This window comes from Actinoplanes oryzae (assembly GCF_030757795.1).
Classification (GTDB): Bacteria; Actinomycetota; Actinomycetes; order Mycobacteriales; family Micromonosporaceae; genus Actinoplanes.
The window spans coordinates 46055-70258 of record NZ_JAUQWH010000013.1 but is presented as its reverse complement, the minus strand read 5'-3'; the positions used below and the strand labels follow the sequence as shown (position 1 = coordinate 70258).

At 74.1% G+C, this 24204-nt stretch carries 22 protein-coding genes; 12 read left to right on the top strand and 10 right to left on the bottom strand.

Annotated elements, in window-relative coordinates; translation table 11 throughout:
* Nucleotides 1-5: 5 nt before the first annotated feature.
* The 3 genes from RBH18_RS07170 to RBH18_RS07160 are packed head-to-tail and all read right to left on the bottom strand — an operon-like array spanning nt 6 to nt 2388.
* On the bottom strand, nt 6-806 hold the full coding sequence (locus tag RBH18_RS07170) for an amidohydrolase family protein (protein ID WP_306205158.1): 801 nt from the start codon (nt 804-806) through the stop codon (nt 6-8).
* Entirely contained in the window at nt 803-2113 is a 1311-nt protein-coding gene (locus tag RBH18_RS07165; protein WP_306205157.1) for an MSMEG_0569 family flavin-dependent oxidoreductase, read from the bottom strand. Before RBH18_RS07165 ends, RBH18_RS07170 begins: the two co-directional genes overlap by 4 nt.
* Entirely contained in the window at nt 2110-2388 is a 279-nt protein-coding gene (locus tag RBH18_RS07160) for an MSMEG_0570 family nitrogen starvation response protein (RefSeq protein WP_306205156.1), read from the bottom strand. The genes RBH18_RS07165 and RBH18_RS07160 overlap by 4 nt, the downstream gene beginning before the upstream one ends.
* Nucleotides 2389-2559: 171 nt before the next feature.
* Here RBH18_RS07160 and RBH18_RS07155 point away from each other — a divergent pair, with 171 nt between their 5' ends.
* Both RBH18_RS07155 and RBH18_RS07150 read left to right on the top strand, forming a co-directional pair.
* Nucleotides 2560-3144 carry a lipoprotein gene (locus RBH18_RS07155; RefSeq protein WP_306205155.1) on the top strand — a complete coding sequence of 195 codons (585 nt, stop codon included), beginning with the start codon at nt 2560-2562 and terminating at the stop codon, nt 3142-3144.
* A gap of 17 nt (nt 3145-3161) precedes the next feature.
* A complete protein-coding gene (locus RBH18_RS07150) occupies nt 3162-3542 on the top strand; it encodes a VOC family protein (RefSeq protein ID WP_306205154.1) in 381 nt (126 codons plus the stop codon).
* Between the two features lie 61 nt (nt 3543-3603).
* On the opposite strand, the gene RBH18_RS07145 is transcribed toward RBH18_RS07150, so the two are convergent.
* Entirely contained in the window at nt 3604-5727 is a 2124-nt protein-coding gene (locus tag RBH18_RS07145; RefSeq protein WP_306205153.1) for an MMPL family transporter, read from the bottom strand.
* A gap of 146 nt (nt 5728-5873) precedes the next feature.
* Here RBH18_RS07145 and RBH18_RS07140 point away from each other — a divergent pair, with 146 nt between their 5' ends.
* From RBH18_RS07140 to RBH18_RS07130, 3 genes are read left to right on the top strand one after another with little or no spacing between them, the layout of a single operon-like run.
* Complete coding sequence (locus RBH18_RS07140) at nt 5874-7088, top strand: sensor histidine kinase (protein WP_306205184.1); 1215 nt, start codon at nt 5874-5876, stop codon at nt 7086-7088.
* On the top strand, nt 7085-7765 hold the full coding sequence (locus tag RBH18_RS07135) for a response regulator (RefSeq protein ID WP_306205152.1): 681 nt from the start codon (nt 7085-7087) through the stop codon (nt 7763-7765). The genes RBH18_RS07140 and RBH18_RS07135 overlap by 4 nt, the downstream gene beginning before the upstream one ends.
* 50 nt (nt 7766-7815) lie before the next feature.
* Nucleotides 7816-8817 (top strand): ROK family protein, encoded by a 1002-nt coding sequence (locus RBH18_RS07130; protein ID WP_306205151.1) that lies wholly within the window; start codon nt 7816-7818, stop codon nt 8815-8817.
* A 134-nt stretch (nt 8818-8951) separates the two neighbouring features.
* Here the strand turns inward: RBH18_RS07130 and RBH18_RS07125 are convergent, their stop codons facing one another.
* Entirely contained in the window at nt 8952-10433 is a 1482-nt protein-coding gene (locus tag RBH18_RS07125; protein WP_306205150.1) for a M1 family metallopeptidase, read from the bottom strand.
* 179 nt (nt 10434-10612) lie between these two features.
* Between RBH18_RS07125 and RBH18_RS07120 the strand changes: the two genes are divergently transcribed.
* Nucleotides 10613-11311, top strand: a complete 699-nt coding sequence (locus tag RBH18_RS07120) for a VOC family protein (RefSeq protein ID WP_306205149.1) — start codon at nt 10613-10615, stop codon at nt 11309-11311.
* Here RBH18_RS07120 and RBH18_RS07115 read toward each other — a convergent pair.
* On the bottom strand, nt 11304-12068 hold the full coding sequence (locus RBH18_RS07115; protein WP_306205148.1) for an NADPH-dependent F420 reductase: 765 nt from the start codon (nt 12066-12068) through the stop codon (nt 11304-11306). The two genes, RBH18_RS07120 and RBH18_RS07115, sit on opposite strands and share 8 nt — an antisense overlap.
* A gap of 87 nt (nt 12069-12155) precedes the next feature.
* On the opposite strand from RBH18_RS07115, the gene RBH18_RS07110 reads away from it, so the two are divergent.
* A complete protein-coding gene (locus RBH18_RS07110) occupies nt 12156-12512 on the top strand; it encodes a MerR family DNA-binding transcriptional regulator (protein WP_306205147.1) in 357 nt (118 codons plus the stop codon).
* Between the two features lie 94 nt (nt 12513-12606).
* On the opposite strand, the gene RBH18_RS07105 is transcribed toward RBH18_RS07110, so the two are convergent.
* A complete protein-coding gene (locus tag RBH18_RS07105) occupies nt 12607-13821 on the bottom strand; it encodes a DUF2786 domain-containing protein (protein ID WP_306205146.1) in 1215 nt (404 codons plus the stop codon).
* Nucleotides 13822-14028: 207 nt separating this feature from the next.
* Between RBH18_RS07105 and RBH18_RS07100 the strand changes: the two genes are divergently transcribed.
* On the top strand, nt 14029-15132 hold the full coding sequence (locus tag RBH18_RS07100) for an RNA ligase RtcB family protein (protein WP_372338881.1): 1104 nt from the start codon (nt 14029-14031) through the stop codon (nt 15130-15132).
* Between the two features lie 362 nt (nt 15133-15494).
* Nucleotides 15495-16343 (top strand): DUF1028 domain-containing protein, encoded by an 849-nt coding sequence (locus RBH18_RS07095; RefSeq protein WP_306205144.1) that lies wholly within the window; start codon nt 15495-15497, stop codon nt 16341-16343.
* A gap of 470 nt (nt 16344-16813) precedes the next feature.
* Here RBH18_RS07095 and RBH18_RS07090 read toward each other — a convergent pair whose 3' ends face one another.
* Together RBH18_RS07090 and RBH18_RS07085 are read right to left on the bottom strand one after the other, a co-directional pair.
* Nucleotides 16814-17458: a response regulator gene (locus tag RBH18_RS07090; protein ID WP_306205143.1), complete on the bottom strand. Its 645-nt coding sequence runs from the start codon at nt 17456-17458 to the stop codon at nt 16814-16816.
* A gap of 25 nt (nt 17459-17483) precedes the next feature.
* A complete protein-coding gene (locus RBH18_RS07085; protein ID WP_306205142.1) occupies nt 17484-18722 on the bottom strand; it encodes a sensor histidine kinase in 1239 nt (412 codons plus the stop codon).
* 109 nt (nt 18723-18831) lie between these two features.
* Between RBH18_RS07085 and RBH18_RS07080 the strand changes: the two genes are divergently transcribed.
* A complete protein-coding gene (locus RBH18_RS07080) occupies nt 18832-19728 on the top strand; it encodes an ABC transporter ATP-binding protein (RefSeq protein WP_306205141.1) in 897 nt (298 codons plus the stop codon).
* Nucleotides 19725-22193 carry an ABC transporter permease gene (locus tag RBH18_RS07075; protein ID WP_306205140.1) on the top strand — a complete coding sequence of 823 codons (2469 nt, stop codon included), beginning with the start codon at nt 19725-19727 and terminating at the stop codon, nt 22191-22193. Before RBH18_RS07080 ends, RBH18_RS07075 begins: the two co-directional genes overlap by 4 nt.
* Before the next feature lie 29 nt (nt 22194-22222).
* On the opposite strand, the gene RBH18_RS07070 is transcribed toward RBH18_RS07075, so the two are convergent.
* Complete coding sequence (locus tag RBH18_RS07070; protein ID WP_306205139.1) at nt 22223-22999, bottom strand: helix-turn-helix transcriptional regulator; 777 nt, start codon at nt 22997-22999, stop codon at nt 22223-22225.
* Between the two features lie 117 nt (nt 23000-23116).
* On the opposite strand from RBH18_RS07070, the gene RBH18_RS07065 reads away from it, so the two are divergent.
* Nucleotides 23117-24187 carry an aldo/keto reductase gene (locus RBH18_RS07065; RefSeq protein ID WP_306205138.1) on the top strand — a complete coding sequence of 357 codons (1071 nt, stop codon included), beginning with the start codon at nt 23117-23119 and terminating at the stop codon, nt 24185-24187.
* The last annotated feature ends 17 nt before the right edge of the window (nt 24188-24204 follow it).

The window sequence follows — 24204 nt, the reverse complement described above, 5'->3', positions numbered from 1 at the left end:
GCCCCTTATCCGTAGAGTGTCGCGAAGGTGTCGTGCAGGAAGGCCTTCTCCAGGGCGGTGCTGCCCACGGCGGCGCGCAGCCGGGCCAGCTCGCCGGCGTGGTCGCCCCACGGCTCGTCGCTGGCGAAGAGGACCCGGTCGTGGCCGGAGCCCCGCCGGTCGATCTCGGCGGCGAGCCACCGCGGGGCGAATCCGATCGCCCAGGACAGGTCGGTGTAGACCTGCTTCCCGGCGGCGATCCAGTCGAAGAAGCGGGAGCCGATGAGCTTGATGTGCCCGCTCATGCCGCCGCCGAAGTGGACAAGATGGATCTTGACGTGGTCGCCGTACCGGTCGACCAGGGATCCCACCCGGTCGATGTCGGATGCGGCGCCCGGCGAGGTGTGCACATGGACGACGAGATCGTGCTCCCGGGCCGCGGCGAAGACCGTGTCGACGCCGGGATCGTCCACTGTGCCGCCGAGGAGGAAGCTCATCTTCAGGGCCCGGACACCGGGCTCGCCGGCGAGGGTCAGGGCCCGGGCCGTGCGGGCGGCGTCCGCCTCGCGGGCGGAGACCCAGAGCCCGGCCCGGATCCGGTCGTCGCGCTGGGCGGCCTCGACGACCAGGTCGTTGAAGCCGAAGGCCACGTCCGGGTCGGGGACGCCGTAGTTGGGCAGGACCAGGGCCCGCTCGGTGCCCTCCCGGTCGAGGTCCCTCAGCAGGTCGTCGATGGTGGCCCGGGCGGTCACGTCCGGGTTGACCGGCGGGCCGCCGTAGAAGGGGTAGGCGGGCAGGACGCCCAGGTGCCGGTGGGAGTCGTTCATGCGGCCCACCGTTCGAGGTCGGGATACGTCTCGGTCGGGGTGCCCGCGAGCCAGCTGACCTCGTCCGTGACCCGTTGCCGGCGGGCCGCGGTGATCCGGCCGGCGAGATGGAGCGCGTCACGGGCCACCCCGGCGAAGCGGCCGGATCCCCAGGTGTACTGCCACGGCAGCCCGAGGAAGTACAGCCCCGGGCAGCTGGTCACACCGCGCTCGTGCGTCGGGTAGCCACGGCCGTCGAAGACCGGCACCTCCACCCAGCGATGGTCACGGTGGAACCCGGTCGCCCACACCACCGCGCTCAGTCCCGCGACGGCGAGGCTGTCTTCCTGGTGGGGCGGGTGCCACATCGGAACGTAGCGGGCCTCTGCCGGCGCTGCGATCCCGGTGGCGGCGATGTAGGAGTCGATGGCGTCCTTGATGCCCTCGGCCACGGCATCCGCCCGGTCCAGATTGGCCCCGAGGTCGTCGCCGAAGGTCAGCCGGCCGTCGCTGATCGACCGCAGCCGGCCGTACAGGTGCATGCCCTGCGTCGCGAAGAGCCGCAGGTCGATGTCCCGGCCCCCGTCGCGGCCGGTCATGTAGTGGTTGGCGCGCAGCCGCACCTCGTCCGCGTCGGCGAACTCGTCGATGCCCTTGCGGTAGTGCCCCATCTCGTCGAGCCAGGCGAGCGTGTCGCGACCCCGGTAGCGGCGGGCCGCGCGGGGTGCGCTGCCGACGGCCAGGTGCACCCGGCGGCCCGCGAGATGCAGATCCTCCGCGATCTGGCAGCCGGACTGGCCGGTCCCCACCACGAGCACCTCACCGTCGGGCAGCTGCGCCGGGTTGCGGTACTGCGACGAGTGCAGCTGCGTGAGGCCGGCGGGCAGGCGCTCGGCGATCCGGGGCACGGCCGGGTTGTGGTACGGCCCGGTCGCCACGACCACCTGGTCGGCGGTGCACCGGCCGGCCGTCGTGACCAGCTCGAAGATGCCCGTCGCCAGGCGGCGCAGCCGGGTCACGGCGACGCCCTCGGCCAGCGGCGGGTCGAACGAGGCGGCGTACTTCTCCAGGTAGCCGACCACCTCGGACCCGGGCATGAACCCGTCCGGATCGTCACCGCCGTAGCGCCAGCCCGGCAGGTCGCACTGCCAGTTGGGCGTGACCAGGCAGAACGAGTCCCAGCGCCGCGTGCGCCACTCGTGCCCGACCGTGTGCTTCTCGAGGACGACGTGGTCGATGCCGCGCTCGCGCAGGTACCAGCTCATCGCGAGCCCGGCCTGCCCGCCGCCGACCACGGCGACCGCGTGGTGGGTGTCCGCGACGTTCATGCGCCGACCCCCAGCACCGCGACGTCCCCCTCCGGGAAGCGGGCGGCATGCGCCTCGATCGCCGCGAGCGAGCGGGCGGCGTTGGCGCAGGGGAAGCCGTACGCGGCCTGGACCCGGTCGCTCGCGATGGTCAGCGCCTCGCGGCTGCGGGTCAGGAAGTCGGCGACCGGGAGGGACTGGCCGGCCTGGAAGTAGTCCTCGACGACCGTCGAGGGCGAGTAGATCCTCTGCTCCGGCCCGCCGGGCCAGCGCACCGTCACAAAGCGCTCCGGCATGGCTCTCACCTCGCCGTTCTCGTTGAAGGTGAGAGCCAGTCAAGGGACCACGGGTTTCGGCGAGGTTTCTCCCGGAACAACCGCGCGTTGAAAAGTCCTCACCGGCGACGGTGATGTCGCGCCTGTTACGTCCGGCGCCGCCTCGTCACCGCTGCGTAGACTTCCGGGCTCGTGACCCCTCGTCTCCTGCTCCCCGCAGCCGCGCTCCTCACCCTCGCCGCCTGCTCCGACTCTTCCCCCGGCGCCGCTCCCGCCCCCAGCACGGCACCTCCGCCGGCGGCCACCGTCGGCGCGCCCGGCAGCGCCTGCGAGCTGCCGGTGACGCTCGGCCTCGCGGAGTCCTGGAAGCCGAAGGCCGTCGAGCTCGCCGCGGACGACCCGCTCGCCGAGCTCGCCCGCCGCGGCCCGCTCACCATGGCCTGCGAGATCGACGCCAAGCCCGCGGGAAACATCGGCTTCCTCCGCGTGTGGACCGGCGCCGGCCAGGACCCGCGCGCGGCCCTGCAAGCCTTCCTCGGTACGGACGCCGTGTCGCCCGCATTCACCGACGTCACGATCGGCGGCAAGCCCGCCGTGGAAGTCGTCTACCAGAGCAGGAGCCGGCTCGACGACGAGCTCGAGAAGGAGCGCGCCTTCGCCGTGCCGACCGCCGAGGGCCTCGTGGCGGTCGTCCTCGACAGCTTCGACGACGTCGAGCACGAGCAGATGATCCCCGCGTACGAGCTGGCGAAGTCCACCCTCACCGTGACCGGCTGACCCGTTATGGTGCTCGGATGGCGGCTCGCATCACCGAACTCGTCCTGGACGCCCACGACCCCGGCCTGCTGGCGCGGTTCTGGTGCGAGGTGCTCGGCTACGTCGAGCTCGACCGCGACGGCGACGACATCGAGATCGGGCCGCCCGGCACCGGCTTCGGCGGCCCGCAGCCCACGATCGTGCTGAGCCGCACCGACGACCCCCGGACCGGCAAACTGCGGCTGCACATCGACATCAACGCCACCGACCGCGACCAGGCCGAGGAGCTGGACCGGCTCCTCGCGGCCGGCGCCCGCCCCGCCGACGTCGGCCAGACCGGCGACGAGTCGTGGCACGTGCTCGCCGACCCGGAAGGCAACGAGTTCTGCCTCCTGAGAAGGCGGGTCCCCAAGGTCTGACCGACCGCGTGAGGGCGCGGCCGGCCGTCCGGGGTGGACGGCCGGCCACGGGAGGGCGGTGCTAGCGGATGGCCCCGGCCAGCTCCGGCTCCTCGGGCGACGCCGGGCCGGCGGGCTGCGGGGTGCGCAGCCGCTCGCCTTCGACGTCGACGTCCGGCAGGGCGCGGTCCAGCCAGCGCGGCAGCGACCACGCGCGCCGGCCGAGCAGCGTCATCACGGCGGGCACCAGCGTCATGCGGACGATGAAGGCGTCGAAGAGGATCGCCGCGGCCAGGGCGAAGCCGATCGACTTGATGGTCGGGTCCGGCGCGAGGACGAAGCCGGCGAAGACGCTGATCATGATGATGGCGGCGGCGGTGACGACGCGGGCGCCGTGGGCGAAGCCGTTGACCACCGAGTCGGTCGGGCCGGCGCCGTGGACGTGTTCCTCGCGCATGCGGCTGACCAGGAAGACCTCGTAGTCCATGGCCAGGCCGAAGACGATGCCGATGAGCAGGACCGGGATCATGCTGACGATCGGGCCGGTCGAGGCGACCCCGAAGACGTCCGCGAGCCAGCCCCACTGGAACACCGCGACCACCGCGCCGAACGTCGCGACCACGCTGAGCAGGAAGCCCGCGATCGCCTTCACCGGCACCAGCACCGACCGGAAGAGCAGCATCAGCAGCAGGAAGGCCAGGACCACGATCACCGCCAGGTACGGCCCCAGCGCGTCGCCGACCCGGCTGGAGATGTCGATGTTGACGGCCGTCAGCCCGGTCACCATCAGGTCGTGGTCGCGGATGGCGTGCACCAGGTCCGTGGTCTTCTCGTCGTCCGGGCCGCTGGCCGGGATCACCTGGATGATCGCGGTGTCGCCGGCCGGGTTGACCGCCGGCGGGGTCACCATGGCGACGTCGGGCAGCCCCCGCACGGTGGCGGCGGCCTGCTCGGCCCCGGCGGCGTCGACGACCACGACCAGCGGGCCGTTGAAGCCCGGGCCGAAGCCCTCGGCCAGCAGGTCGTACGCCTTGCGCTGGGTGGTGTCGGTCCCCGCCACGTTGTCGCCGGGCAGGCCCAGGCGCAGGTCGAGCGCCGGGATCGCGATCACCAGCAGGGACAGGACCGAGGCGAGGGTCCAGAGCACCGGACGCCGCGTCACCTGCTGGGCCCACCGCCGCCCGGCCGGAGCCGCCTTGAAGATCCGCCGCGAGCCGGTGACCCGCGTACCGGCGAAGCCGAGCAGGGCGGGCAGCAGCGTCAGCGCGATCACCACGGCCACCACGACGGCCCCGGCGGCGGCCAGCCCCATCTGGGTCAGGAACGGGATGTTGACGACGGCGAGGGCCGCGAGCGCGATGACGACGGTCAGGCCGGCGAAGGTGACGGCGGATCCGGCGGTGCCGGTCGCGTGCCCGGCGGCCTCGGCGGGCGTACGGCCGGAAGCCAGCTCGTGCCGGTAGCGCGACACGATGAACAGCGCGTAGTCGATCGCGACCGCGAGGCCCAGCATCAGGGCGAGGATCAGCGTGTTGCTGCCGAGGTCGACGAAGCCGCTGACGATCTGCACCCCGGCGACCGCGCCCGCGACCCCGAAGACGGCGGTGAGCAGCGGCAGCCCGGCCGCGACGAGCGAGCCGAAGGTGATCAGCAGCACCACGGCGGCGATCCCGAAGCCGATGACCTCGCCGATGCCCACCTCCACCGGGGTCTGCAGCGCGTCGCCGCCCACCTCGACGGTCAGCCCGGCCGCGCGGGCCGCATCGCCGGCGCCGGTGAGCGCCTCCCGGTCGGCGTCGGTCAGGGCGGGCGGTTCGACCTTGTAGGTGACCTGGGCGTACGCGACGGTCCCGGCCTGGTTGACCGCCTGCAGCGGGTCGGTGACGTTCGCGACCTGCGCGCCGGTGCGCAGGGCGGCGACGGTCTGCTCGATCGCCGCGCGGTCGTCGGTCAGCACGGCGCCGGGCGGGGCGGCGAAGACCACGCGGGCCTGCGCGTTGCCCGCCCCGGCCTGCGGGAAGCGCGCGGCGAGCAGGTCCTGGGCCTCCTGCGCCTCGGTGCCCGGGATCTCGAAGGTGTCCGCGGTCGGTCCGTGCAGCGTGAACGCCCCGGCGCCGAGGGCCGCGATCACCGCGAGCCACAGCGCCAGGACCAGTCGGCGGCGGCGGAAGCTGAGCTTCCCGAGCCGGTACAGGTAGGTAGCCATGCCCCAGAACCCTCCCGGCATCCGGGTCCGAAAGCGTCGTCCGCGCGCAGACACCCCGCTACCGCATCCGGCGTACGGGCGCCCGGCCCCGGCTACTGCGTCCGGATGACGTCCGGGCACCCCGCGCCGCGTACCGTGCAAGGGTGATGCGAACCCATGTCCAGGCGTGGAAGCGGGAGCTGGAGCGCCCGCTGCTGCTCGATCTGCTGCTCGCCTTCGTGCTGGGTTTCGCGGTCCTGAAGAAGGCGGCGGTCGACGGCCATCCCGCCGCCGGCGACACGCTCGTCGCGTTGAGCGCCTTCCTCGGCGTGCTGCTGCGCCGGGTCAAGCCGCTCTTCGCGCTCGGCGTCACCACGGTGGCGTCGGTCGGCGCGATCCTGCACGGCGTCAGCAACTACGGGCTGATCGCCGCGCTGGGCGTCACGACGTTCACGATCGCCGCGCACGAGGGCCGCCGCCAGGGCTGGATCTGCGCGGTGTCCGCCTCGCTCACGCTCTACCTGGCCAGCCTGATCGTCGCCATCGACGACTGGTGGCGGTTCGCGACCCTGGGACCCGTCGCGTGGATCTTCATGGCGGCCGCCGCCGGGGACGCGAAGCGCTCGCACGGCGCGTACGTCCGGGAGGTCGAGGAGCGCGCCCGCCGCGCCGAGCAGACCCGCGAGGAGGAGGCCCGGCGCCGGGTCCTCGACGAGCGGATGCGCATCGCCCGCGAGCTGCACGACGTCGTCGCCCACCACATCGCGGTGATCAGCGTGCAGGCGGGCGCGGCGGCCCACGTGCTGCCGCGCAGCCCCGAGCAGGTCGGCCCGGTGCTGAGCCGGATCCGCGAGGCGTCCGACACGGTGCTGCGCGAGATCCAGTCGGTGGTCGGCGTCCTGCGCGACGAGGGCGAGGCGGACAGCACCGAGCCGGCCCCGGGGCTCGCCCGCCTGCCCGAGCTGCTGGCCGGGCTCAGTTCGACCGATTTCCGGGTACGGCCGCAGCAGCGCGGCCCGGCACGCGAGCTGCCCGCCGTCGTGGACCTGGCGGCGTACAGGATCGTGCAGGAAGCCCTCACCAACGCCCACCGGTACGGCACCGGGGTGGCGAACCTGCTCGTCGAGTACGCGCCCAGCGGCGTCGTCCTCGAGGTCACCAACGACGTCCGCGCGGGCCTCGACCAGTCCGGCACCGGCTACGGTCTCGTCGGCATGCGCGAGCGGGCCACGTCCGCGGGCGGGCAGGTCACGGCCGGTCCCGTCGGCGACGGGCGGTTCCGGGTGCACGCCGTCCTGCCCACCGAGCCGGCGCCGCGGGAGTCGCTGTCGTGCGAGCCCCTCACCTTCGGGCTGCGCCGCCTGAAGGGAGAGCCGGCGTGACGATCCGGGTGCTGCTCGCGGACGACCAGGCCCTCATCCGGGCCGGCTTCCGTATGATCATCGACTCCGAGCCGGGCCTCGCGGTCGTCGGCGAGGCGGGCGACGGCCGGGAGGCGATCGACCTCGCCCGGCGGGAGCGGGCCGACGTCGTGCTCATGGACATCCGCATGCCCCGGATGGACGGGCTGGAGGCGACCCGCCGGATCGGCGCCGACGACGACCTGCTGGGCGTCCGGGTGCTGGTGCTGACCACCTTCGAGAACGACGACAACGTGGTGCTCGCCCTGCAGGCCGGGGCGAGCGGCTTCCTCGGCAAGGGGGTCGCCCCCGAGGACCTGCTGCACGCCATCCGCGTCGTGGCCGCGGGCGAGGCGCTGCTGTCGCCGAAGGCCACCCGCGGGCTGGTCAGCCGCTTCCTCACCAGCCTGCGCCCGCCCGCCGGCACCGCGCCGGGGCTCGACCTGCTCACCGACCGCGAGCGCGAGATCCTGGTCCTGGTCGCGCACGGCCTGTCGAACGACGACATCGCCGAGCGGCTGTTCGTCTCCCCGCTCACCGCGAAGACGCACGTCAACCGGGCCATGACCAAGCTGGGCGTCCGCGACCGGGCGCAGCTGGTCGTGCTGGCGTACCAGAGCGGCCTCGTCCGGCAGGGCGACGCGCTCCCGGGAGCCTGAGGGTGCACCCCGGTGCGCGGTCCACGCGCGCCACCAGGACAATCGACCGCATGCCCGCCGCGAAGCGCCCGTCCCCGGTCCTCCGGCCGCCGGCGGCCGTCACCCGCCTCTCCGGCGTCGCGATCGGTGCGGACGTCGCCCGGCGGCACCTGCGCGTCGCCGTCGTCGGCGCGGGTCACGAGATCCTGGCCTCGCGCGCGGTGTCCGCCACCGCCGACGCCGACACCCGCCCGGCCGAGGTCCTCCGCGAGGCCGCCGCCCTGGCCCGCGACCTGCTGACCGGGCTCGGCCTCACCCCGGGCGCGGTGCTCGGCGCCGGCCTGGCCGTCCCCGCCCCGCTGACCCTCGACGGCCGCATCGGCTCCGACACCTGGCTGCCGGCCTGGGCGGACCTGGTCCCCGGCGAGGTCTTCGGCGCCGCCCTCGACGGCGTGGCCGTGACCGCCGGCAACGACGCCAGCCTGGGCGCGCTGGGCGAGCACGTGTTCGGCCGCGCCCGCACGAGCCGCAACCTCATGTACGTGAAGGCGGCCACCGGCATCGGCGCCGGCTTCGTCATCAACGGCGTCCTCTACCGCGGCGCGGCCGGCACCGCGGGCGAGATCGGCCACGTCACCCTCGACCGCGCCGGCGACCCCTGCCGCTGCGGCAACCGCGGCTGCCTCGAGCAGTACGCCGGCGGCGCCGTCATCCTCGGCCGCGCCCACGCCGCCGGCCGCCCCTGGACCGGCCTCACCGAGCTGGCCGCCGCCGCCCGGGCCGGCGACGACCTGGCCCGCGACCTGGTCACCACCGCCGGCCGCCACCTCGGCGAGGCCCTCGGCACGGTGATCAACGTCTGGAACCCGGACCGCATCCTCATCGGCGGCGAGCTCACCGACGCCGGCGACCTCCTCCTCGACCCCCTCCGGGCCAGCCTGACCCGCACCGCCCTCCCCATCGCCTCCGGCGCCGTCACCGTCGAACCGGCCGCCCTCGCCGGCATGTCCACCGCCCTCGGCGCCGCCGCCCTGATCCTGAGCGCCCGCAGCACCGGCAGCGCCCTCTCCTGACGACCCCGTCCCGCCGCGCCGGCCCCCGGCCGGCCGAGGCATTGCGTGGCGTCTCGCGACGCGTAGTTCGCGCCGCCTGAGGGGCGTCGCCGGGTCCGGAGCCGCCGCGGGAAGGCGGCTCCGAACCGTACGCGTCAGTCCTTGTGCAGGAGCTCGTGGGCCTGCTGGATCCTGGTCCAGGACCTGGGCTCGGCCGGGGCGGCCTTGCGCAGGGCGGTGCGGACCTCGGGCTTCGCCGGGGTGAAGAGCCACGCCTGGAACAGCTCGTCGAGCTGCTGGCCGGAGATCTTCTCGGCCAGGGCGATGAACTCGCCGGTGGTCGCGTTGCCGTGGCGGTGGTCGGCCACCCACGTACGCAGGATGGTGAAGAAGTCGTCGTCACCCACCGTCTTGCGCAGCTGGTGCAGGGTCATGGCGCCGCGGTCGTAGACGGAGTTGCTGAACAGGTCCGGCACGCCCGGGTCGCCCGGCGGGACGCTCCACACGTCGTCGGGGGCCGTGGCGTAGACGAAGTCGAAGACCTCGTCGGCCGTGCCCTCGCCCTGCTTCTCCGACCACAGCCACTCGGCGTAGCTGGCGAAGCCCTCGTTCAGCCAGATGTCACGCCACTGCTCGAGGGACACCGAGTCGCCGAAGTACTGGTGGGCGTTCTCGTGCACGACGACGTAGGTGTTGGCGCCGCCGCGGAAGAAGGCCGCCGAGTAGTTCGGGCGGGTCTGGTTCTCCAGGGCGAAGCCCAGCGTGTTCGGCGGGGTGACGACGCCGCCACGCGCGTTGAAGGGCCACGGGCCGAAGACCGTGGTCTCCCAGTCGGTGATTTCCGCCGTACGCTCGACGCTGGCCCGGGCCGCGGCGTCGAAGTCGTCCGGCAGCAGCTCCGAGTAGGCGTTGATGACCGGGGTGCCGTCCGCCGTCACGTCGCGCGTGATGTCGTACTGGCCGATGGTGATGAACGCGAGGTAGGTGGCCTGCGGGTCCGGCGAGCGCCAGTACCAGCGGGTCCAGCCGAGCAGCTCCCGGGTGTTGGCGCGCGGCTGCACGCCGTTGCTGAGCACCTCGACGCCGTCCGGCACGGCGACCGACACGTCGAAGGTGGCCTTGTCCGACGGGTGGTCGTTGCTGGGGAACCACCACCAGGCCTCCTCCGGCTCGCCCACGGCGGCCGCGCCGTCCGGCGTACGGATCCAGGCGGTGTAGCCCGCCGCCACCTTGCTCGACGGCACGCCCGAGTACTGCACCACGATCGTGACCGCCTGCCCGGCCGTCAGCGTGCGGGCCGGCGTGACGACCAGCTCGTGGTCGCCCTCGCGGCGGAAGGTGGCGGGCCGGTTGTTCACCTGCACCGACGCCACGTCGAGCACGAAGTCGAGGTGGAACGAGCGCAGGTCCTGCTCGGCGGTGGCGAGGATCGTGGTCGTGCCGGTCAGCCGGTCCTGGTCGGGCCAGTAGCGCAATCGGATGTCGTAGTGGGAGACGTCGTACCCGCCGTTGCCGTAGTCCGGGTAGTACACGTCGCCCAGCCCGGCGCTGCCGTCCACGGGGGCGGCCTGCGCGGGCGTGCCCGTTCCGGCGAGAACGAGCGCGGTGGCGGCCGCGGCCACCAGTAGTCGTCGCACGGTCGAACGTCCTTCCGTCCGGCGGGCCCGGGGGCCCGCATGGGTGAAGTCGCCTGCAACCTATCGAACTTCATCGAGATCATTTGCCGGTTTGTCATTGATCCTTGTGACAACCATGGCGCTGCCCGGGTGCCGATAAGTCGGCTGCGCTCTCCCCGGCGCGGTCTTAGTCTGCGGCGATGACCGCACAACTCGACGCGATCTGCTTCGCGGCGTTGCGTCCCGCCGAGCTCGCCCGCTTCTGGTCCGGGCTGCTGGGCCGGCCGGAGATCGACGACCCCCACGCGGACGCGGCGCTGGCGCCTTCCGCCGACGGCGGTTGTCGCCTTCGCTTCCTGCGCACCACCACGCCGAAGACCGTCCAGAACCTCGCGCACTTCGACCTCACCAGCACCTCCCTCGACGACCAGCGGGAGAAGGTCGCCCGCGTCCTGGCCCTGGGCGGCAAGCACTGGGATGTCGGCCAGACCGGCGACGAGGGCCACGTGGTGCTCGCCGACCCGGAGGACAACGAGGTCGACGTCATCGAGCCCGGCAACAACTTCCTCAAGGACACCGGCCTGATCGGGGCGCTCGCCGGCGACGGCACGCCGGAGGTGGGCCGGTTCTGGAGCGCCGCCCTGGGCTGGCCGCTGGTCTGGGACCAGGACGAGGAGACGGCGATCCAGTCGCCCGCGGGCGGGACGAAGCTGACGTGGGGCGGTCCACCCTACGGCTCCCGCGTGGGCGAGGACCGCGTCACCTTCGACCTCGCCGCACCCGCCACCGACATCGACCGCCTGGTCTCTCTCGGCGCGCGGCTCGTCTCCGGCCCGGACGACCACGGCCGCTACGCGCTCACCGATCCCGACGGCACCCCGTTCCGCGTCCTCACCTGAGGAACGCCCGGCCGATCAGGGCGGGGTCGAAGCCCGCGGGCTGCCGGGGCGTCGTGGCGGCGAGTCGCGCCACCTCGGCGGCCGGCACCGGGATCAGCGGCGCCGCGGCCAGCCAGGCGTAGATCTCGGGCATGCTCAGCCCCGCCGGCACCGCACCCACGAACACCTCGAAGTAGAGCGGCGTGTTCGGCCCGGCCCGCCAGCTCTCGGCGAGGCCGCCGACGTCGACGGTGTCGAACCCGAAGTCCCCGATCAGCTCCGCCACCCGGGCCTTGGCCGCCGCGTCGTCACCGGCGACGGGCAGCGCCGTGCGGTCCGGGGCGCCGGCCGGGCGGGACAACTCCGCGAGCACCCGCCCGTTGACGTCGTGGAACGCCTTGACCACCTGCGACCCGGCCAGGAACCGCTGCACCAGCTCGCTGGAGGTCAGCTCGCCGGCGTCCAGCTCCGGGCGCGCCCACCCCGTCACGGCCGGCGCGTAGTTCATGGTGTCGATCACCGTCTTGCCGGCCAGCGCCTCCCGGGGCAGCTGCTCGTAGTGCGCGAGCGGAATCGTGGCGACGACGAGATCGCCCGCCTCCGCCGCCTCCGCCGGGGTGGCCGCCCGGGCGAGCGGCCCCAGCTCCGCCACCAGGGCGCCGAGCGTCTCCGGCCCGCGCGAGTTGCTGATCACCACCTGCCGGCCGGCGCCGACCGCGCTGCGAGCGATGGCGGACCCGATGGTGCCGCTGCCGATGATGCCGAGTGTTCCCGCCATGCCAAGCTCCGTCCGTGGGAAGTCGTGCTGGCTACGCTAGGAGCTGCCATTGATGTGAGGTCCCGGGGAATGTGGCGGTGGTCATAGATGCGCATCGGCGAGCTGGCGGCCCGCACCGGCGCGAGCGTCCGCTCCTTGCGCTACTACGAGGAGCAGGGGCTGCTGACGGCCGACCGCGACTCGGCCGGCCGGCGCCGCTACGCCGACTCCGCGGTGGGCCGCGTCCGCATCATCCGCTGGGGCTTCGCCGCCAGCCTGTCCAGCCGCGTGATCGCCGACCTCCTGCCCCTGCTCGAGGCGAAATGCTCGCCCCGCTCCCGGGCCATGCTGACCGCCGAGCGCGAACGCCTGGACGCCCAGATCGCCGAGATGACCCAGGCCCGCGTACGCCTCGACGAAGTCATCGCCCTCGTCAGCCGGCCGGCCTGGACCTGCGACTCGTAACCGCCCGGCCGGAAGCCACCGAGCGGTCCAGCACCGATCGCACAGCCGGCGCCCCCGAGCCGGGCAAGCGAACCGCGGTGCGGTCTCCTGGTGATCAACGCAGGGTCGCCTGGTCGGCTGCGCTCCGGCCGGACTCCCAGCCCTCTTCGCTGTCCACGCGGAAGCCGCGCCCCCGGACCGTACGCGGGAAGGCCTTGTCCCTCGCCTCCCGCACCTGCACGTCGCGCGAGGCGAGCACCGGGAGCAACGACGCCGCGTCCCGCGCCTCGGCCAGCGCCGCCCGGTCGGCCTCCGCGAGCCGCTCCCCGATCCGCACGGCATAGCCGACCAGGAAAGACTGCCGGAAGGCCCGAAGCCGCGCCCGCCCCGCCTTGCCGCCGGGCGGCTCGGCGCGCGACATCGCCCGGTGGGCCTGGACGAGCAGCGAAGCCTGCAGAAGATCGACGGCGGCCAGGTCCGCCTCGAAGCCGAAGACCGTCGCGAACCCGAACTCCGGCGACCACACCACATGGCACCGGTTCGCCCGGGCCACCGCGTCGAGCAGCGAGGCCTTCTCCGTCTCGTACGGATGGTCGATTCCCACCCGCCGCGCGAAGGGCGTCACCGTCGCGCCCGCGCCGCCGTCCCCGGCGAGCGCCGCCTCGTCGAGGCTGTGCTTCGAGATCAGCTCCTGAGCCTTGGCGCTGAACGCCTCGGCCTCGGCCGGGAAGGTCGTCGACTCCGCCTTCGCCAGCAGCGCCCGAACCCGATTGAGCAGCGCGTTGTCCGCCCGCCCGCCGGCCGCTCCCCGAGCCGCCGGGCCCTTGCCCGGCTTGCCGGCCGAGCCGGTGTGCCCGCCGCGGGCGGCCTGACCGGGCGGCGGGAGGAGCGTCTCGATGGGCGGCAGCGCCGCGAGGACCCGGAGCGTCCCGAGCACCGCATCGATCAGGGTCACCCGATCGGCCCGGCGGTGCCGCGTGACCTGGGCAAGGTAGGTGACATCGTCACCCCACCAGAACTTCGCCCCGATCTCGTCGGCCTGCTCCTGCCACCGGGCATCGACCGACCGGGCCGGGAAGCCCCGGAGATGAGCGGCAGTGGCATCCGCGATCAGCGGCGCGGCGGCCGGGTCACCCCGGCGAGCGACGACGCGGTGCAGCTCGACGGGCTGCCACCCGCCCCGGAACAGCCGCCCGGCGGCATCGAACAACGCCGCGGCGAGCACCGGATCGACCTCCGCGGCGGGGGCGACGGTGAGCAGGTCCAGCCCGTCCTCGTACGCGATCCGCCCACCGACGACGCCCGCCACCGTCTCACCCACAGCACTCACCGTCCCAGCGTATTTCGTCCCGATCCCGTCGCCCCGTCCGCACGCCACCCTGCGCGCCGCATCACACGAAGCGACCTCCTCCCGGACCGGGCCGCCGCGGCGGGGCCGCACCGAAAAGGCGTTGCGGCGGGGCCGCCGACAGGCGACCGTCTTCGCATGACGTTCTGACCTGCCCGCCTGAGGCGCCCCGTTTGCAGCACTTCGTCAATCACGGAAAGAGCGTCCGTTTTGTCCGAGAAATCCCCCGCCTCCGTCGCCATCTTCGCCGGCGCTTCGAGCTGGATCGAGTCCGCCGCCCGCGACCAGTGCCATCAGGTGGCCGCGCTCGACGGGATGGTGCACGTCGCCGGCATGCCGGATCTGCATCCCGGCAAGGGAGCACCCATCGGGGCGGCCATGCTGTCGCGGGTTCTCTATCCCTTCCTGGTCGGCTCGGACATCGGGTGCGGCATCGCGGTCTTCCCGATCCGGCTCAAGCGGCCCGTGCCCGAGCGCCTCGCGGCCCGCTTCCCCGACCTCGACCGCCCGCTCGACCCCGGCGAGGCGGCGGACCTGATCGACGAGGAGCTTCCCGCCGGGTACGCCGACCAGCTCGCCACCGTCGGCCGGGGCAACCACTTCGTCGAGCTCGCCCGGGTCGACGAGGTGCACGACAGCGCACACCCCGTCGCGCGGACCGACCTCGTACTCATCGTCCACAGTGGCTCGCGCGGACTCGGCGAACGGATCCTGCGCGCCCACACGGAAGTGCACGGCGCCGGGCCGGCTCCGGATGTCGCTGCTTACCTGACGCGGCACGATGAGGCCGTACGGTGGGGGTCGCTGAACCGCCGCCTCATGGCCGCGCGGGTCGCCGCCGCGCTCGGGGCAGCCGCTCAGCCCGCGATCGTCGACGAATGCCACAACTCGGTCGAGCTGCGGGACGGCCTCTACCTGCATCGCAAGGGCGCGGCGAACGGCGACGGGCGCGACGTGCTCGTGGCCGGCACCCGGGGCACCCGCTCGTACCTCATGAGGACGCACGCCCCGGCGGAGGCCAACTGGTCCGTGGCGCACGGGGCCGGGCGGAAGATGTCGCGCTCCGACGCGCTCCGGCGCAACAAGGCCAAGCACACCGTCGACGAGCTCCGCCGTACGCCCCTCGGCTCGCACGTCGTCTGCGGCGACCGCCAGCTGCTGTTCGAGGAGGCCCCCGGCGCGTACAAGCGGATCGAGCAGGTCGTCGCCGACCTCACCGGCCACGGCCTCGCCACGACGACAGCCGTCACGGTGCCGTTGGTCACCTACAAGACGGCCGGGAAGCACCGATGAGCGTCCCGCTGTTCCGCTCCGCCGGCCGTGGACCCCGAGGGTGCGGGTGGGCCCTCGGCAGTGAGCGGCTCGGAACCACGACGTATGAGGGCCTTCCGCGCTCGGTGCTGATCCGGACCACCGGCGGGACGCGTGCCCGCGACCACCCCTTGTAAGCGGCGAAAGCTGCGGGCGGGACGCGTGCCGGCAATCACCCGGCCCGCCCGCAGCGGCGGGAACCGGGCCCGGCGACCGGCGGGGGCGGACGCCGGGGCCCGGTTCGCGGCCGGCCGCACCGAGGGCAGGCGGCGGGCACGGCGGAGAAAAGTCACTCGTGCCGCCAGTGTTCTCCCGGCGTGTTACGAGTCCGCTAACGTGCGCCCATGACGTTCTCGATCGTGGCGCGCTCGGCCGACGGCGGCGCGCTGGGTGTGGCGGTGGCCAGCAAGTTCCTGGGCGTGGGCGCGGCGGTTCCGGCGGCGCTCGCCGACGTGGGGGCGGTGGCGACCCAGTCGTACGCCAACCTGGCCTACCGCCCGCAGGCCCTCGCCCTCCTGGGCACCGGCGTCGCCGCGACCGAGACGGTGGCGGCGCTGCTGGCCGGGGACGCCGGCCCGGTGGACCATCGACAGGTGGGCGTGGTCGGGCCCACGGGCGCCGGCGCCACCTTCACCGGGGCCGCCTGCCACGACTGGGCGGGCGGCACGGCCGGCGACGGGTACGCCATCCAGGGCAACATGCTCGCCGGCCCCCAGGTCGTCGAGAAGATGGAGGCGGCGTGGCTCGCCGGCGCCGGGGTCGGCCGCCTGGCGTACAGGCTGCTCGCCGCGTTGCGGGCCGGCGACGACGCGGGCGGGGACCGGCGTGGGCGGCAGAGTGCGGCCCTGCTGGTGGTCGCCAAGGGCCTCGGGTACGGGGGTACCAGCGACGTCCTCGTCGACCTGCGCGTGGACGACCACTCCGCCCCGGTCACCGAGCTGGCGCGGCTGCTGGAGATGCACACGCTCTACTTCGAGCGCCCCGACCCGGCGACGCTGCTCGACCTGACCGGTCCGCTGGGCGACGAGGTCCGCGAGCGGCTCGCCGCCGCCGGGCATCCCGCCGGCCCCGGTCCCGAGGCGCTGGACGAGGCCCTCGCCTCCTGGGCCGGCGTCGAGAACCTCGAGGAACGCATCGTCGCGGGCGCCATCGACCCCCTGGTCCTCGCCCAGCTCCGCGGGACCGGGGCCTAGGCACCACGATCAGCGCCGCGCCCGGTGACCCCGACCGGCGGGGCATCGACGGTCAACGAGGGAAGACGACGAGCGCGCGAGCGTTCACCAAGGCCCGACTCGCTGACCAGGGACGCCGGCCGTCGACACGCCCGGCGTCCCCGCACAGCCGCCCCGCACCACCCACCCCGCACCGGCCGCCGGCGCCTCGGATGTCCCGTGCCGCAGCGCACGGAGGGAGAGCCCAGGCGGCAGACAAGCCGGCCGGCGCGACGCGCAACCCGGCCCTGGCGAAGCTCGCCGCCTCCGAGAGTCGCGCGAAACTCGCCGTCGCCAAGGCATGAGCGACACTCACCGCGACCCGGCGAGGGCGGCACTCACTGCGACCCGGCGCGGGCGGCACTCGCCATGAGGGGCGGGCGGAGCCTGCCGTGGCCGAGGCGGGGTCAGCCGGGTCGGCGGGGTCGGCGGGGTCGGCGGCGGCGGCGGGGTCAGCCGTCGCGGAGGTAGGCCAGGACGGCGCGGACCCGGCGGTGGTCGTCGGGGCCGGGCGGGAGGTCGAGCTTGGCGAGCAGGCTGCCGATGTGCTTGGCGACCGCGGCCTCGCTGACGGTCAGGGTGCGGGCGATGGCGGCGTTGGAGCGACCTTCGGCCATGAGGGCGAGAACCTCGCGTTCGCGCGCGGTGAGGCGGCGCAGGGGGTCCTGGCGGCGGCCGAGGAGCTGGCGGACGACCTCGGGGTCGACCACCGTGCGGCCGGCGGCGACCTGCTGGACCGCCTCGACGAACTCGGTCACCTCGCCGATGCGATCCTTCAGCAGGTAGCCGACGCCCGCCGAGCGGCCCGAGTCGAGGAGCTCGGCGGCGTAGGTCTGCTCCACATACTGGCTGAGAACGACCACGGGCAGGTCAGGATCGGCGGCGCGCAGGGCGATCGCGGCCTGCAGGCCCTCGTCGCTGAAGCCGGGCGGCATCCGGACGTCGGTCACCACCACGTCGGGCCGGTGCTCCGGCACGGCGGCCAGCAGCGCAGGCGCGTCACCGACCGCGGCGACCACCTCGTGCCCGAACCGCCGCAGCATCCCGGCGATCCCCTCCCGCACGATCAGCCCGTCCTCCGCGATCACCACCCGCACGACAACATCCCCCCACCCGGAGCGCTCACGAACCGCACGGAATCTCCACGTGCACGAGGGTGGGGCCGCCCGGCGGGCTCGACAGCGCCACGCTGCCGTCGACCGCGGCGACCCGGTCGGCCAGGCCGACGAGGCCCGTGCCGCGTTGCGGGTCCGCTCCCCCGCGTCCGTCGTCGCGGACGTCCAGCACGAGCCGGCCCTCGCGCACGCCCGCGGTGACCGCCGCCCGGGTCGCCCGGCTGTGCTTGGCGACGTTGGCCAGCGCCTCCACCACCACGAAGTAGGCCGTCACCTCGACCGGCTCGGGCAGCCGCGCGGCGAGCCGCAGGTCCAGGTCGACCGGGACGGGGGCGTGCCCGGCGGCCTCGCCCACCGCGGCGGCGAGCCCCCGGTCGGTGAGGATCTTGGGGTGCACGCCGCGGATCAGCTCGCGCAGCTCGGCCAGGGTCTCGCGGGCGAGGCTCTGCGCCGTGGCGAGGGAGGCGGCCGCGGGCGAGCCGGGCGGCACCTCGAGCCGGGCCAGGCCGAGCTGCATGCTGAGGGCGACGAGCCGCTGCTGGGCGCCGTCGTGCAGGTCGCGCTCGATGCGGCGGCGCTCGACCTCGAAGGCGTCGACGAGCCGGGCGCGCGAGCGGGTGACCTCGACGAGCTTGGCGTCGGCGTCGTCGCTGCGCGGGGCGAGGATCGCGCGGGCCATCGCGGCGCGGGCGCCGGCCCAGGCCGTGACCGGGTAGGCCGCGACGACCAGGGCGACCGGCGCCACGGCCATCAGCGGGATGCTGAGCCACAACGAGCGGTCCTCCACATAGAACGGCCCGAGGAAGAAGGCCGCCGGCACGAACAGGGCGAGCGTGACCACGGCGGCGTCCATCCAGCACAGCACGGCCGCGGACACCATCGTGTAGCCCAGCTCGCGCCACGTTGCCTGCTCGCGCAGCCGGAGCGTGAGCCAGCTGCGCAGGCCCGGGGCGGGCGGCCGCCGATGCGGGTCGGGGAGCAGGTCGTGGTCGACGAGCCGCATCCGCCAGCGCTCGAGCCGCCCGACGGCGACCCCGCAGAGCAGCGTCGCCACATAGCCCGCCAGGCCGACGACCACGACGGAGAGGAGCAGCCCCGCTCCCAGCATCGCGCCCACCGCGAAGAGGGTCACGAAGCCGACGAGCGCCCCGCCCGCCAGGTAGGCCAGCGAGCGCCACGGCCACGACGACACCAGGAACCGGGTCGGTCGCATCGTGAGCGCCTCGAGGGCGTTGCGGACGGGCATGGGCGCCAAGCTACCGCCCGGAGGCGGCCGTGTCGGTAGTGCAGGCGATACCAAATCCGGTCAGCAGGCGCTACCGACAGCGGGCGATTGTCGAGCCAGTCTTGGCCGCATGACGATCACCCAGTTGCGCACGGCGGTCGAGCTGCGCGCCGTCACCAAGATCCACGGCACCGGGACGACGGTGACCGCGCTCGACGCCGTCGACCTCGCGATCCCGCCCGCCACCTTCACGGCGGTCATGGGCCCGTCGGGGTCCGGCAAGTCCACTCTGCTGCACTGCGCCGCCGGCCTCGACCGGGCGACGAGCGGTGACGTGATCATCGACGGCGTGGCGATCGGCGGGCTGTCCGAGCGGGCCCTGACCCGGCTGCGGCGCGAGCGGGTGGGCTTCGTCTTCCAGGCGTTCAACCTGATCCCCGCGCTGAGCGCCGCGCAGAACGTCGCCCTGCCGCTACGCCTGGCCGGCAAGCGCCCGGCGCCCGGCCAGGTCGCGGCGATGCTGGCCGAGGTCGGCCTGGCGGACCGGGTGGGGCACCGCCCGAGCGAGTTGTCCGGCGGCCAGCAGCAGCGGGTGGCCCTCGCCCGGGCGCTGGTGAGCCGGCCTGCGGTGCTGTTCGCCGACGAGCCGACCGGCGCCCTGGACACCAACGCGTCCCGCGAGGTGCTGCGCCTGCTGCGGCTTGCCGTCGACCGGCACGCGCAGACGATCGTCATGGTCACCCACGACCCGTGGGCGGCGGCCCACGCCGACCAGGTCGTCTTCCTCGCCGACGGGCGCATCGCGGGGCAGATGACCCCGACGGGACCCGACGGACGCCTCGCGGACCACATGGGCCCGTCGAGAGCTGACGGACACCCCGCGGACCACATGGACCCGTCGAGAGCTGACGGACGCATCGCCGGGCACACGCGGCCGTCGGGGGCTGACGGACACCCCGCGGGGCACTCGCACTTGACGGCCGCCGCCGACATCGCCGTCCGCATGGCCGAGCTGGAGCAGCGATGACCCTCGCATGGAGCATGGTGCGGCACCGCTTCGCCGCGTTCGCGGGCACCTGCGTGGCCGTGGCGCTGGGCGTGGCCCTGATCGCCGGCGCGGTCACCCTCTGGGCGTCGTCCCGCCCGGAGGCCCCGGAGCGCTACGACGCCGCCGCTGTCATAGTCCGTTCCCCGGCCGTCGGCAAGGGCTCCGACGGCTACACCGACTATCGCTCGTGGACGACCGGCGAGGCCGACGCGCTGGCCGCCGGACTGGCACAGCTCCCGGGCGTGACGAGCGCGGTGCCCGATCCGACGTTCTACGTCCAGCGAGCCGGAAAACACGCCCAGCAAGCCGGAAAGGACGCGAAGCAAGGCGAAAAAGACGCGGGGCAGGGCGACAGGACTGCCGGGCAAAGTGGAGAGACCACCGGGCAGAGCGGAGAGACCACCGGGCAAAGCGGAGAGAGCGCCGGGCAGGGCGGGGAGGGCGCCGGGCAGGGCGGAAAGGACGCGCGGCAAGGGGGCGAGGAGGACACCAAGGGACACTCGTGGTCGTCGGCGGCGCTCGGCGGCTACCGGCTGACGGCGGGGCGCGCTCCGGCCCGTACCAAGGAAGTGGTCTCGCACCAACCTCCCGGCACCCGGATCGATGTTCTCACGGCACGCGGCCCGGAGACGTGGATCGTCACGGGCACCACCGACGGCCCCGGGCTCTACGTGGCCGACAGGGACGCCCGGGTGCGCGCGGGCGGCGTACGCGTGATCGGTCTCACCGGGCGGCCCGACGTCGCCCAGGTCCGGGCCTTCCTGGCCCCTGCCGGCGACGACGTGCGGGGTGAGGTCGTCGAGGGCCGGGATCGCGCGACGCTCGAGAGCGAGGAGATCACCCGCATCCGCTGGATCGGGGCGCAGCTGATCATCGCGGTGGTGGTGCTCGGGGCGTTCGTGGCGGTGTTCGTGATCGCGTCGACCTGTGCTCTGAGCGCGGCCCAGCGCCAGCGGGAGCTCGGCCTGCTGCGCGCGGTGGGTGCCACGCCGGGTCAGGTCAGACGCCTGATGTACGCCGAGACGACCGTCGTGGCGGCCCTCGGCGGCCTGCTCGGCGTCCCCGCCGGCGCCCTGCTCGCGCCGCTGCTCGCGCGGCCGATGGTGGCGGCGGGGCTGGAGCCGGCGGGGTTCGCGGTGACGGTGCAGCCGCTGGTCCTGGCCGGGTCGTTCGGGCTCGGCATCGTGGTCGCGCTGCTCGGGGCGGCCGCCGCGGCGCGCCGGTCGAGCCGGGTGCCCGCGCTGGAGGCGTTGCGGGAGGCGGCCGCCGAACGGCGGGCGATGACCTGGCCGCGCGGGGTGGCCGGGGCGCTGACCGGCCTGGCGGGGGCGGCACTCACCGTGGCCCTGCCCGCCCTGCCGCTGACCACGCAGACCACGGCGGCGCTGGGGGCGGCGATGCTGCTGCTGGTCGCCGCGGCCCTGCTGGCGCCGGTCGTCATCGTCCCCCTGGTACGCGTGCTCACCCGCCCGTGGCAGCGCACAGCGACCGGCATGCTGGTGCGCGAGGGCGCCCTGACCGGGGTGCGCCGGGTGGCGTCGACAGCCGCCCCGGTGCTGCTGACCGTGGGCTTCACCGTGCTCCTGACCGGCAGCATCGCCACGATCAGCGAGAGCACCGGCCTCGACGAGACGGCGAAGCTCCCCGTCTCCCACGTCGCGGCGCCGGACGGCACGCCCGGGATCAGCGAAGCCGTGGCGGCCCGGCAGCCCGGCGCCGCGCCGCTGCCCAGCGAGGTGGTGCTGACCCTCGACGGCCGGACCGCCGCGTACCAGGCGACGGGTGAGACAGGCGTCACCGGCGCCGTGCTCTCGGACCGGATCGGGCACCGGCCGGCGTCGGTGGACGTGACGTTCGCCGACGGGGAGACCGTGCGGCTGCGCGTCACGGGCACGCACGACGGCCCCGCCGAGCTCGTCACCCTCCCCCGGGCCCAGGTGCGCGAGCACGACCCGAACGCCCTCACCGACCACATCCTGCTCACCGGGCCGGCCGTGCCCGGGCCGGGCATGAAGGTGCTGAGCAGCCACGACTACGTCCGGGAGCTGATCGAGGAGGAGGACGGCATCGTGCGCGTCTTCCTGCTCGTGCTCATCACGCTGACCGCCGGCTGGACCGCTCTTGCCGTCGCCAACACGCTGCTGATGGCCACGGCTGCCCGCCGCGACGAGTTCCGGGCGCTGCGCCTGGCCGGCGGCGGCACGTCCCACGCCCTGGGTGTCGCCGGCGCGGAAGCCCTCCTGGCCGTCCTGGTGGGCACGGTGCTCGGCGGCGGGGTCGCCCTCGCCGCGCTGCTGGGCATGCGCCGCGCAGTCGAGGCCGAGGTGGGGCAGTCCGTCGCCCTTCAGGTTCCGTGGGGTCAGGCAGCAACCGTGGTGCTGATCTGCGCCATGATCGCCGTGGCCGCCGCCGGCATCCCGATCCTGCGAGGGCGGACCGCATGAGGGCCGCGCGCGCCGGAGGCCCGATCCCTTCAGGACACGCGGCAGATCACCAGCATCTGGTCACGGTCCTGCAGGGGCGCCAGGGTCTCGTACGTCACGGTGATCGCACCCGCCGACGGATGGCGCATCTCCTTGCGCCCGCGGCCGGTCACCTTGACGTCCCCCTCGGCCCACCAGCGGGCCAGGGAGGCGTCGGCGCGGATCTCGGCGACGAGGGCAGCCAGCTCCTCGTCGCCGGGGTGCGCGGCCCACGCGGCACGCACATAGGCGATCGCCTCCCGCACGACGCTCTCCCGGTCGGCATAGAGGTCACGCATCTCGGGGCGCAGCAGGCACATCCGCATGGCGTTGCGCTGCCGCGGCGGCAGGGTGTCGAAGCCGAGCAGCAGCCGGGCCATCGGATCGTTCCAGGCCAGGATGTCGTACCGGTGGTTGAGCACCATGGCCGGCAGCGGCGCGAGGTCGGCGACCAGGCCGGCCAGCGGTGGCGCCGCGGCGGTGGCGGCCCGGCCGGCGGCAGGGGGCCGCTGCCCGGCCAGGTCGAAGAGGTAGGTGCGCTCATCGGGGGCCAGCCGCAGCGCCCGGGCCAGCGCCTCGACGACGTCTGCCGACGGCCGCAGCCCGCGGGCCTGTTCCAGCCGCACGACGTAGTCGATGCTGATCCCGGCGAGCTCGGCGACCTCCTCGCGGCGCAGCCCGGGGGTCCGCCGCGACTGCCGGCGCTCGGGCAGTCCGAGCTCGCGCGGATCGAGCCGTTCCCGCCGGCTGCGCAGGAAGGCGGCCAGTTCCAGCGTGCGCGTCGTCATGTTAGGCGGCAACGCCGAGGGTGGGACGGGCCTTCCCAGGAAGCGTTCTCCCTTATCGGTGGTGGGCCCCGGGACGAGACTTCCGGCTGTCACCGATCGACGGCACAGGAGGATTCCATGGCGCTCACCCTCGACACCTACCGGCTGCTGGGCCGCTCCGGCCTGCGCGTCTCCCCGCTCGCCCTGGGCGCGGCGACCTTCGGCAACGAGTGGGGCTGGGGAGCCGGGCGGGACGAGGCCCGCCGCGTGTTCGACCGCTACGTCGAGCGCGGCGGCAACTTCATCGACACCGCCGTCACCTACGGCACCTCGGAGCGGCTGCTCGGCGAGTTCACCAAGGGCATCCGGGAGAGCCTGGTGCTGGCGACGAAGTACTCGACGCTGCGCCGCCCCGGCGACCCGAACTCCGGCGGCAGCCACCGCAAGAACCTCTTCGCGTCGGTGGAGACGAGCCTGCGCGAGCTGAACACCGACTATCTCGACCTGCTCACGCTGCACGTCTGGGACACGCTGACGCCGGTCGACGAGATCCTGCGCGGCCTGGACGATCTGGTACGCCAGGGCAAGGTGCTCTATGCCGGGATCTCGAACACCCCGGCGTGGCAGGTGGCGCGCCTGCAGACGATCGCCGACCTGCGCGGCTGGGCCCCGCTGGTCGCCCTGCAGATCGAGTACAACCTCATCGAGCGTACGGGCGAACGCGATCTGATCCCCATGGCCCGGGAGCTGGGGCTCGGCGTGACCCTGTGGTCGCCGCTGGCCGGGGGCGTGCTCACCGGGAAGGAGCCCGCGGACAGCGCCCGGCACAGCTTCAACGTCGCGCTGGGCGGCGTCACCGAGCGCGCCCTCGGGATCGTCGCTGTGGTCAAGGAGGTCGCCGCGGATTCCGGGCGTACCCCGGCGCAGGTCGCCCTGGCCTGGGCCCTGCAGCGGCCGGGAGTCGCGGCACCGGTCCTCGGCGCCCGGACCCTCGCGCAGCTGGACGACAACCTGGGCGCCCTCGACGTCGAGCTCACGCCCGGGCAGCTGGCCCGCCTCGACGAGGTCAGCGCGATCGATCCCGGCTTCCCGCACGCGCTGCTCGCCGGCGCCCACATCCGCGCCCAGACCAGGGGCGACCTCAGGATCCACGACCGAAACTCGAGCGAAATGATGTATTCACCAGCGCCGGGCGGCGTGATTGGCTGAGACGGTCGTCACACAGC

Excerpts from the sequence above, each read along its gene's own strand:
- RBH18_RS07170 (WP_306205158.1), bottom strand. The coding sequence starts at position 806 with ATGAACGACTCCCACCGGCACCTGGGCGTCCTGCCCGCCTACCCCTTC.
- RBH18_RS07165 (WP_306205157.1), bottom strand. The coding sequence starts at position 2,113 with ATGAACGTCGCGGACACCCACCACGCGGTCGCCGTGGTCGGCGGCGGG.
- RBH18_RS07160 (WP_306205156.1), bottom strand. The coding sequence starts at position 2,388 with ATGCCGGAGCGCTTTGTGACGGTGCGCTGGCCCGGCGGGCCGGAGCAG.
- RBH18_RS07150 (WP_306205154.1), top strand. The coding sequence starts at position 3,162 with ATGGCGGCTCGCATCACCGAACTCGTCCTGGACGCCCACGACCCCGGC.
- RBH18_RS07145 (WP_306205153.1), bottom strand. The coding sequence starts at position 5,727 with ATGGCTACCTACCTGTACCGGCTCGGGAAGCTCAGCTTCCGCCGCCGC.
- RBH18_RS07140 (WP_306205184.1), top strand. The coding sequence starts at position 5,874 with ATGCGAACCCATGTCCAGGCGTGGAAGCGGGAGCTGGAGCGCCCGCTG.
- RBH18_RS07130 (WP_306205151.1), top strand. The coding sequence starts at position 7,816 with ATGCCCGCCGCGAAGCGCCCGTCCCCGGTCCTCCGGCCGCCGGCGGCC.
- RBH18_RS07120 (WP_306205149.1), top strand. The coding sequence starts at position 10,613 with ATGACCGCACAACTCGACGCGATCTGCTTCGCGGCGTTGCGTCCCGCC.
- RBH18_RS07115 (WP_306205148.1), bottom strand. The coding sequence starts at position 12,068 with ATGGCGGGAACACTCGGCATCATCGGCAGCGGCACCATCGGGTCCGCC.
- RBH18_RS07110 (WP_306205147.1), top strand. The coding sequence starts at position 12,156 with ATGCGCATCGGCGAGCTGGCGGCCCGCACCGGCGCGAGCGTCCGCTCC.
- RBH18_RS07095 (WP_306205144.1), top strand. The coding sequence starts at position 15,495 with ATGACGTTCTCGATCGTGGCGCGCTCGGCCGACGGCGGCGCGCTGGGT.
- RBH18_RS07085 (WP_306205142.1), bottom strand. The coding sequence starts at position 18,722 with ATGCCCGTCCGCAACGCCCTCGAGGCGCTCACGATGCGACCGACCCGG.
- RBH18_RS07080 (WP_306205141.1), top strand. The coding sequence starts at position 18,832 with ATGACGATCACCCAGTTGCGCACGGCGGTCGAGCTGCGCGCCGTCACC.
- RBH18_RS07075 (WP_306205140.1), top strand. The coding sequence starts at position 19,725 with ATGACCCTCGCATGGAGCATGGTGCGGCACCGCTTCGCCGCGTTCGCG.
- RBH18_RS07070 (WP_306205139.1), bottom strand. The coding sequence starts at position 22,999 with ATGACGACGCGCACGCTGGAACTGGCCGCCTTCCTGCGCAGCCGGCGG.
- RBH18_RS07065 (WP_306205138.1), top strand. The coding sequence starts at position 23,117 with ATGGCGCTCACCCTCGACACCTACCGGCTGCTGGGCCGCTCCGGCCTG.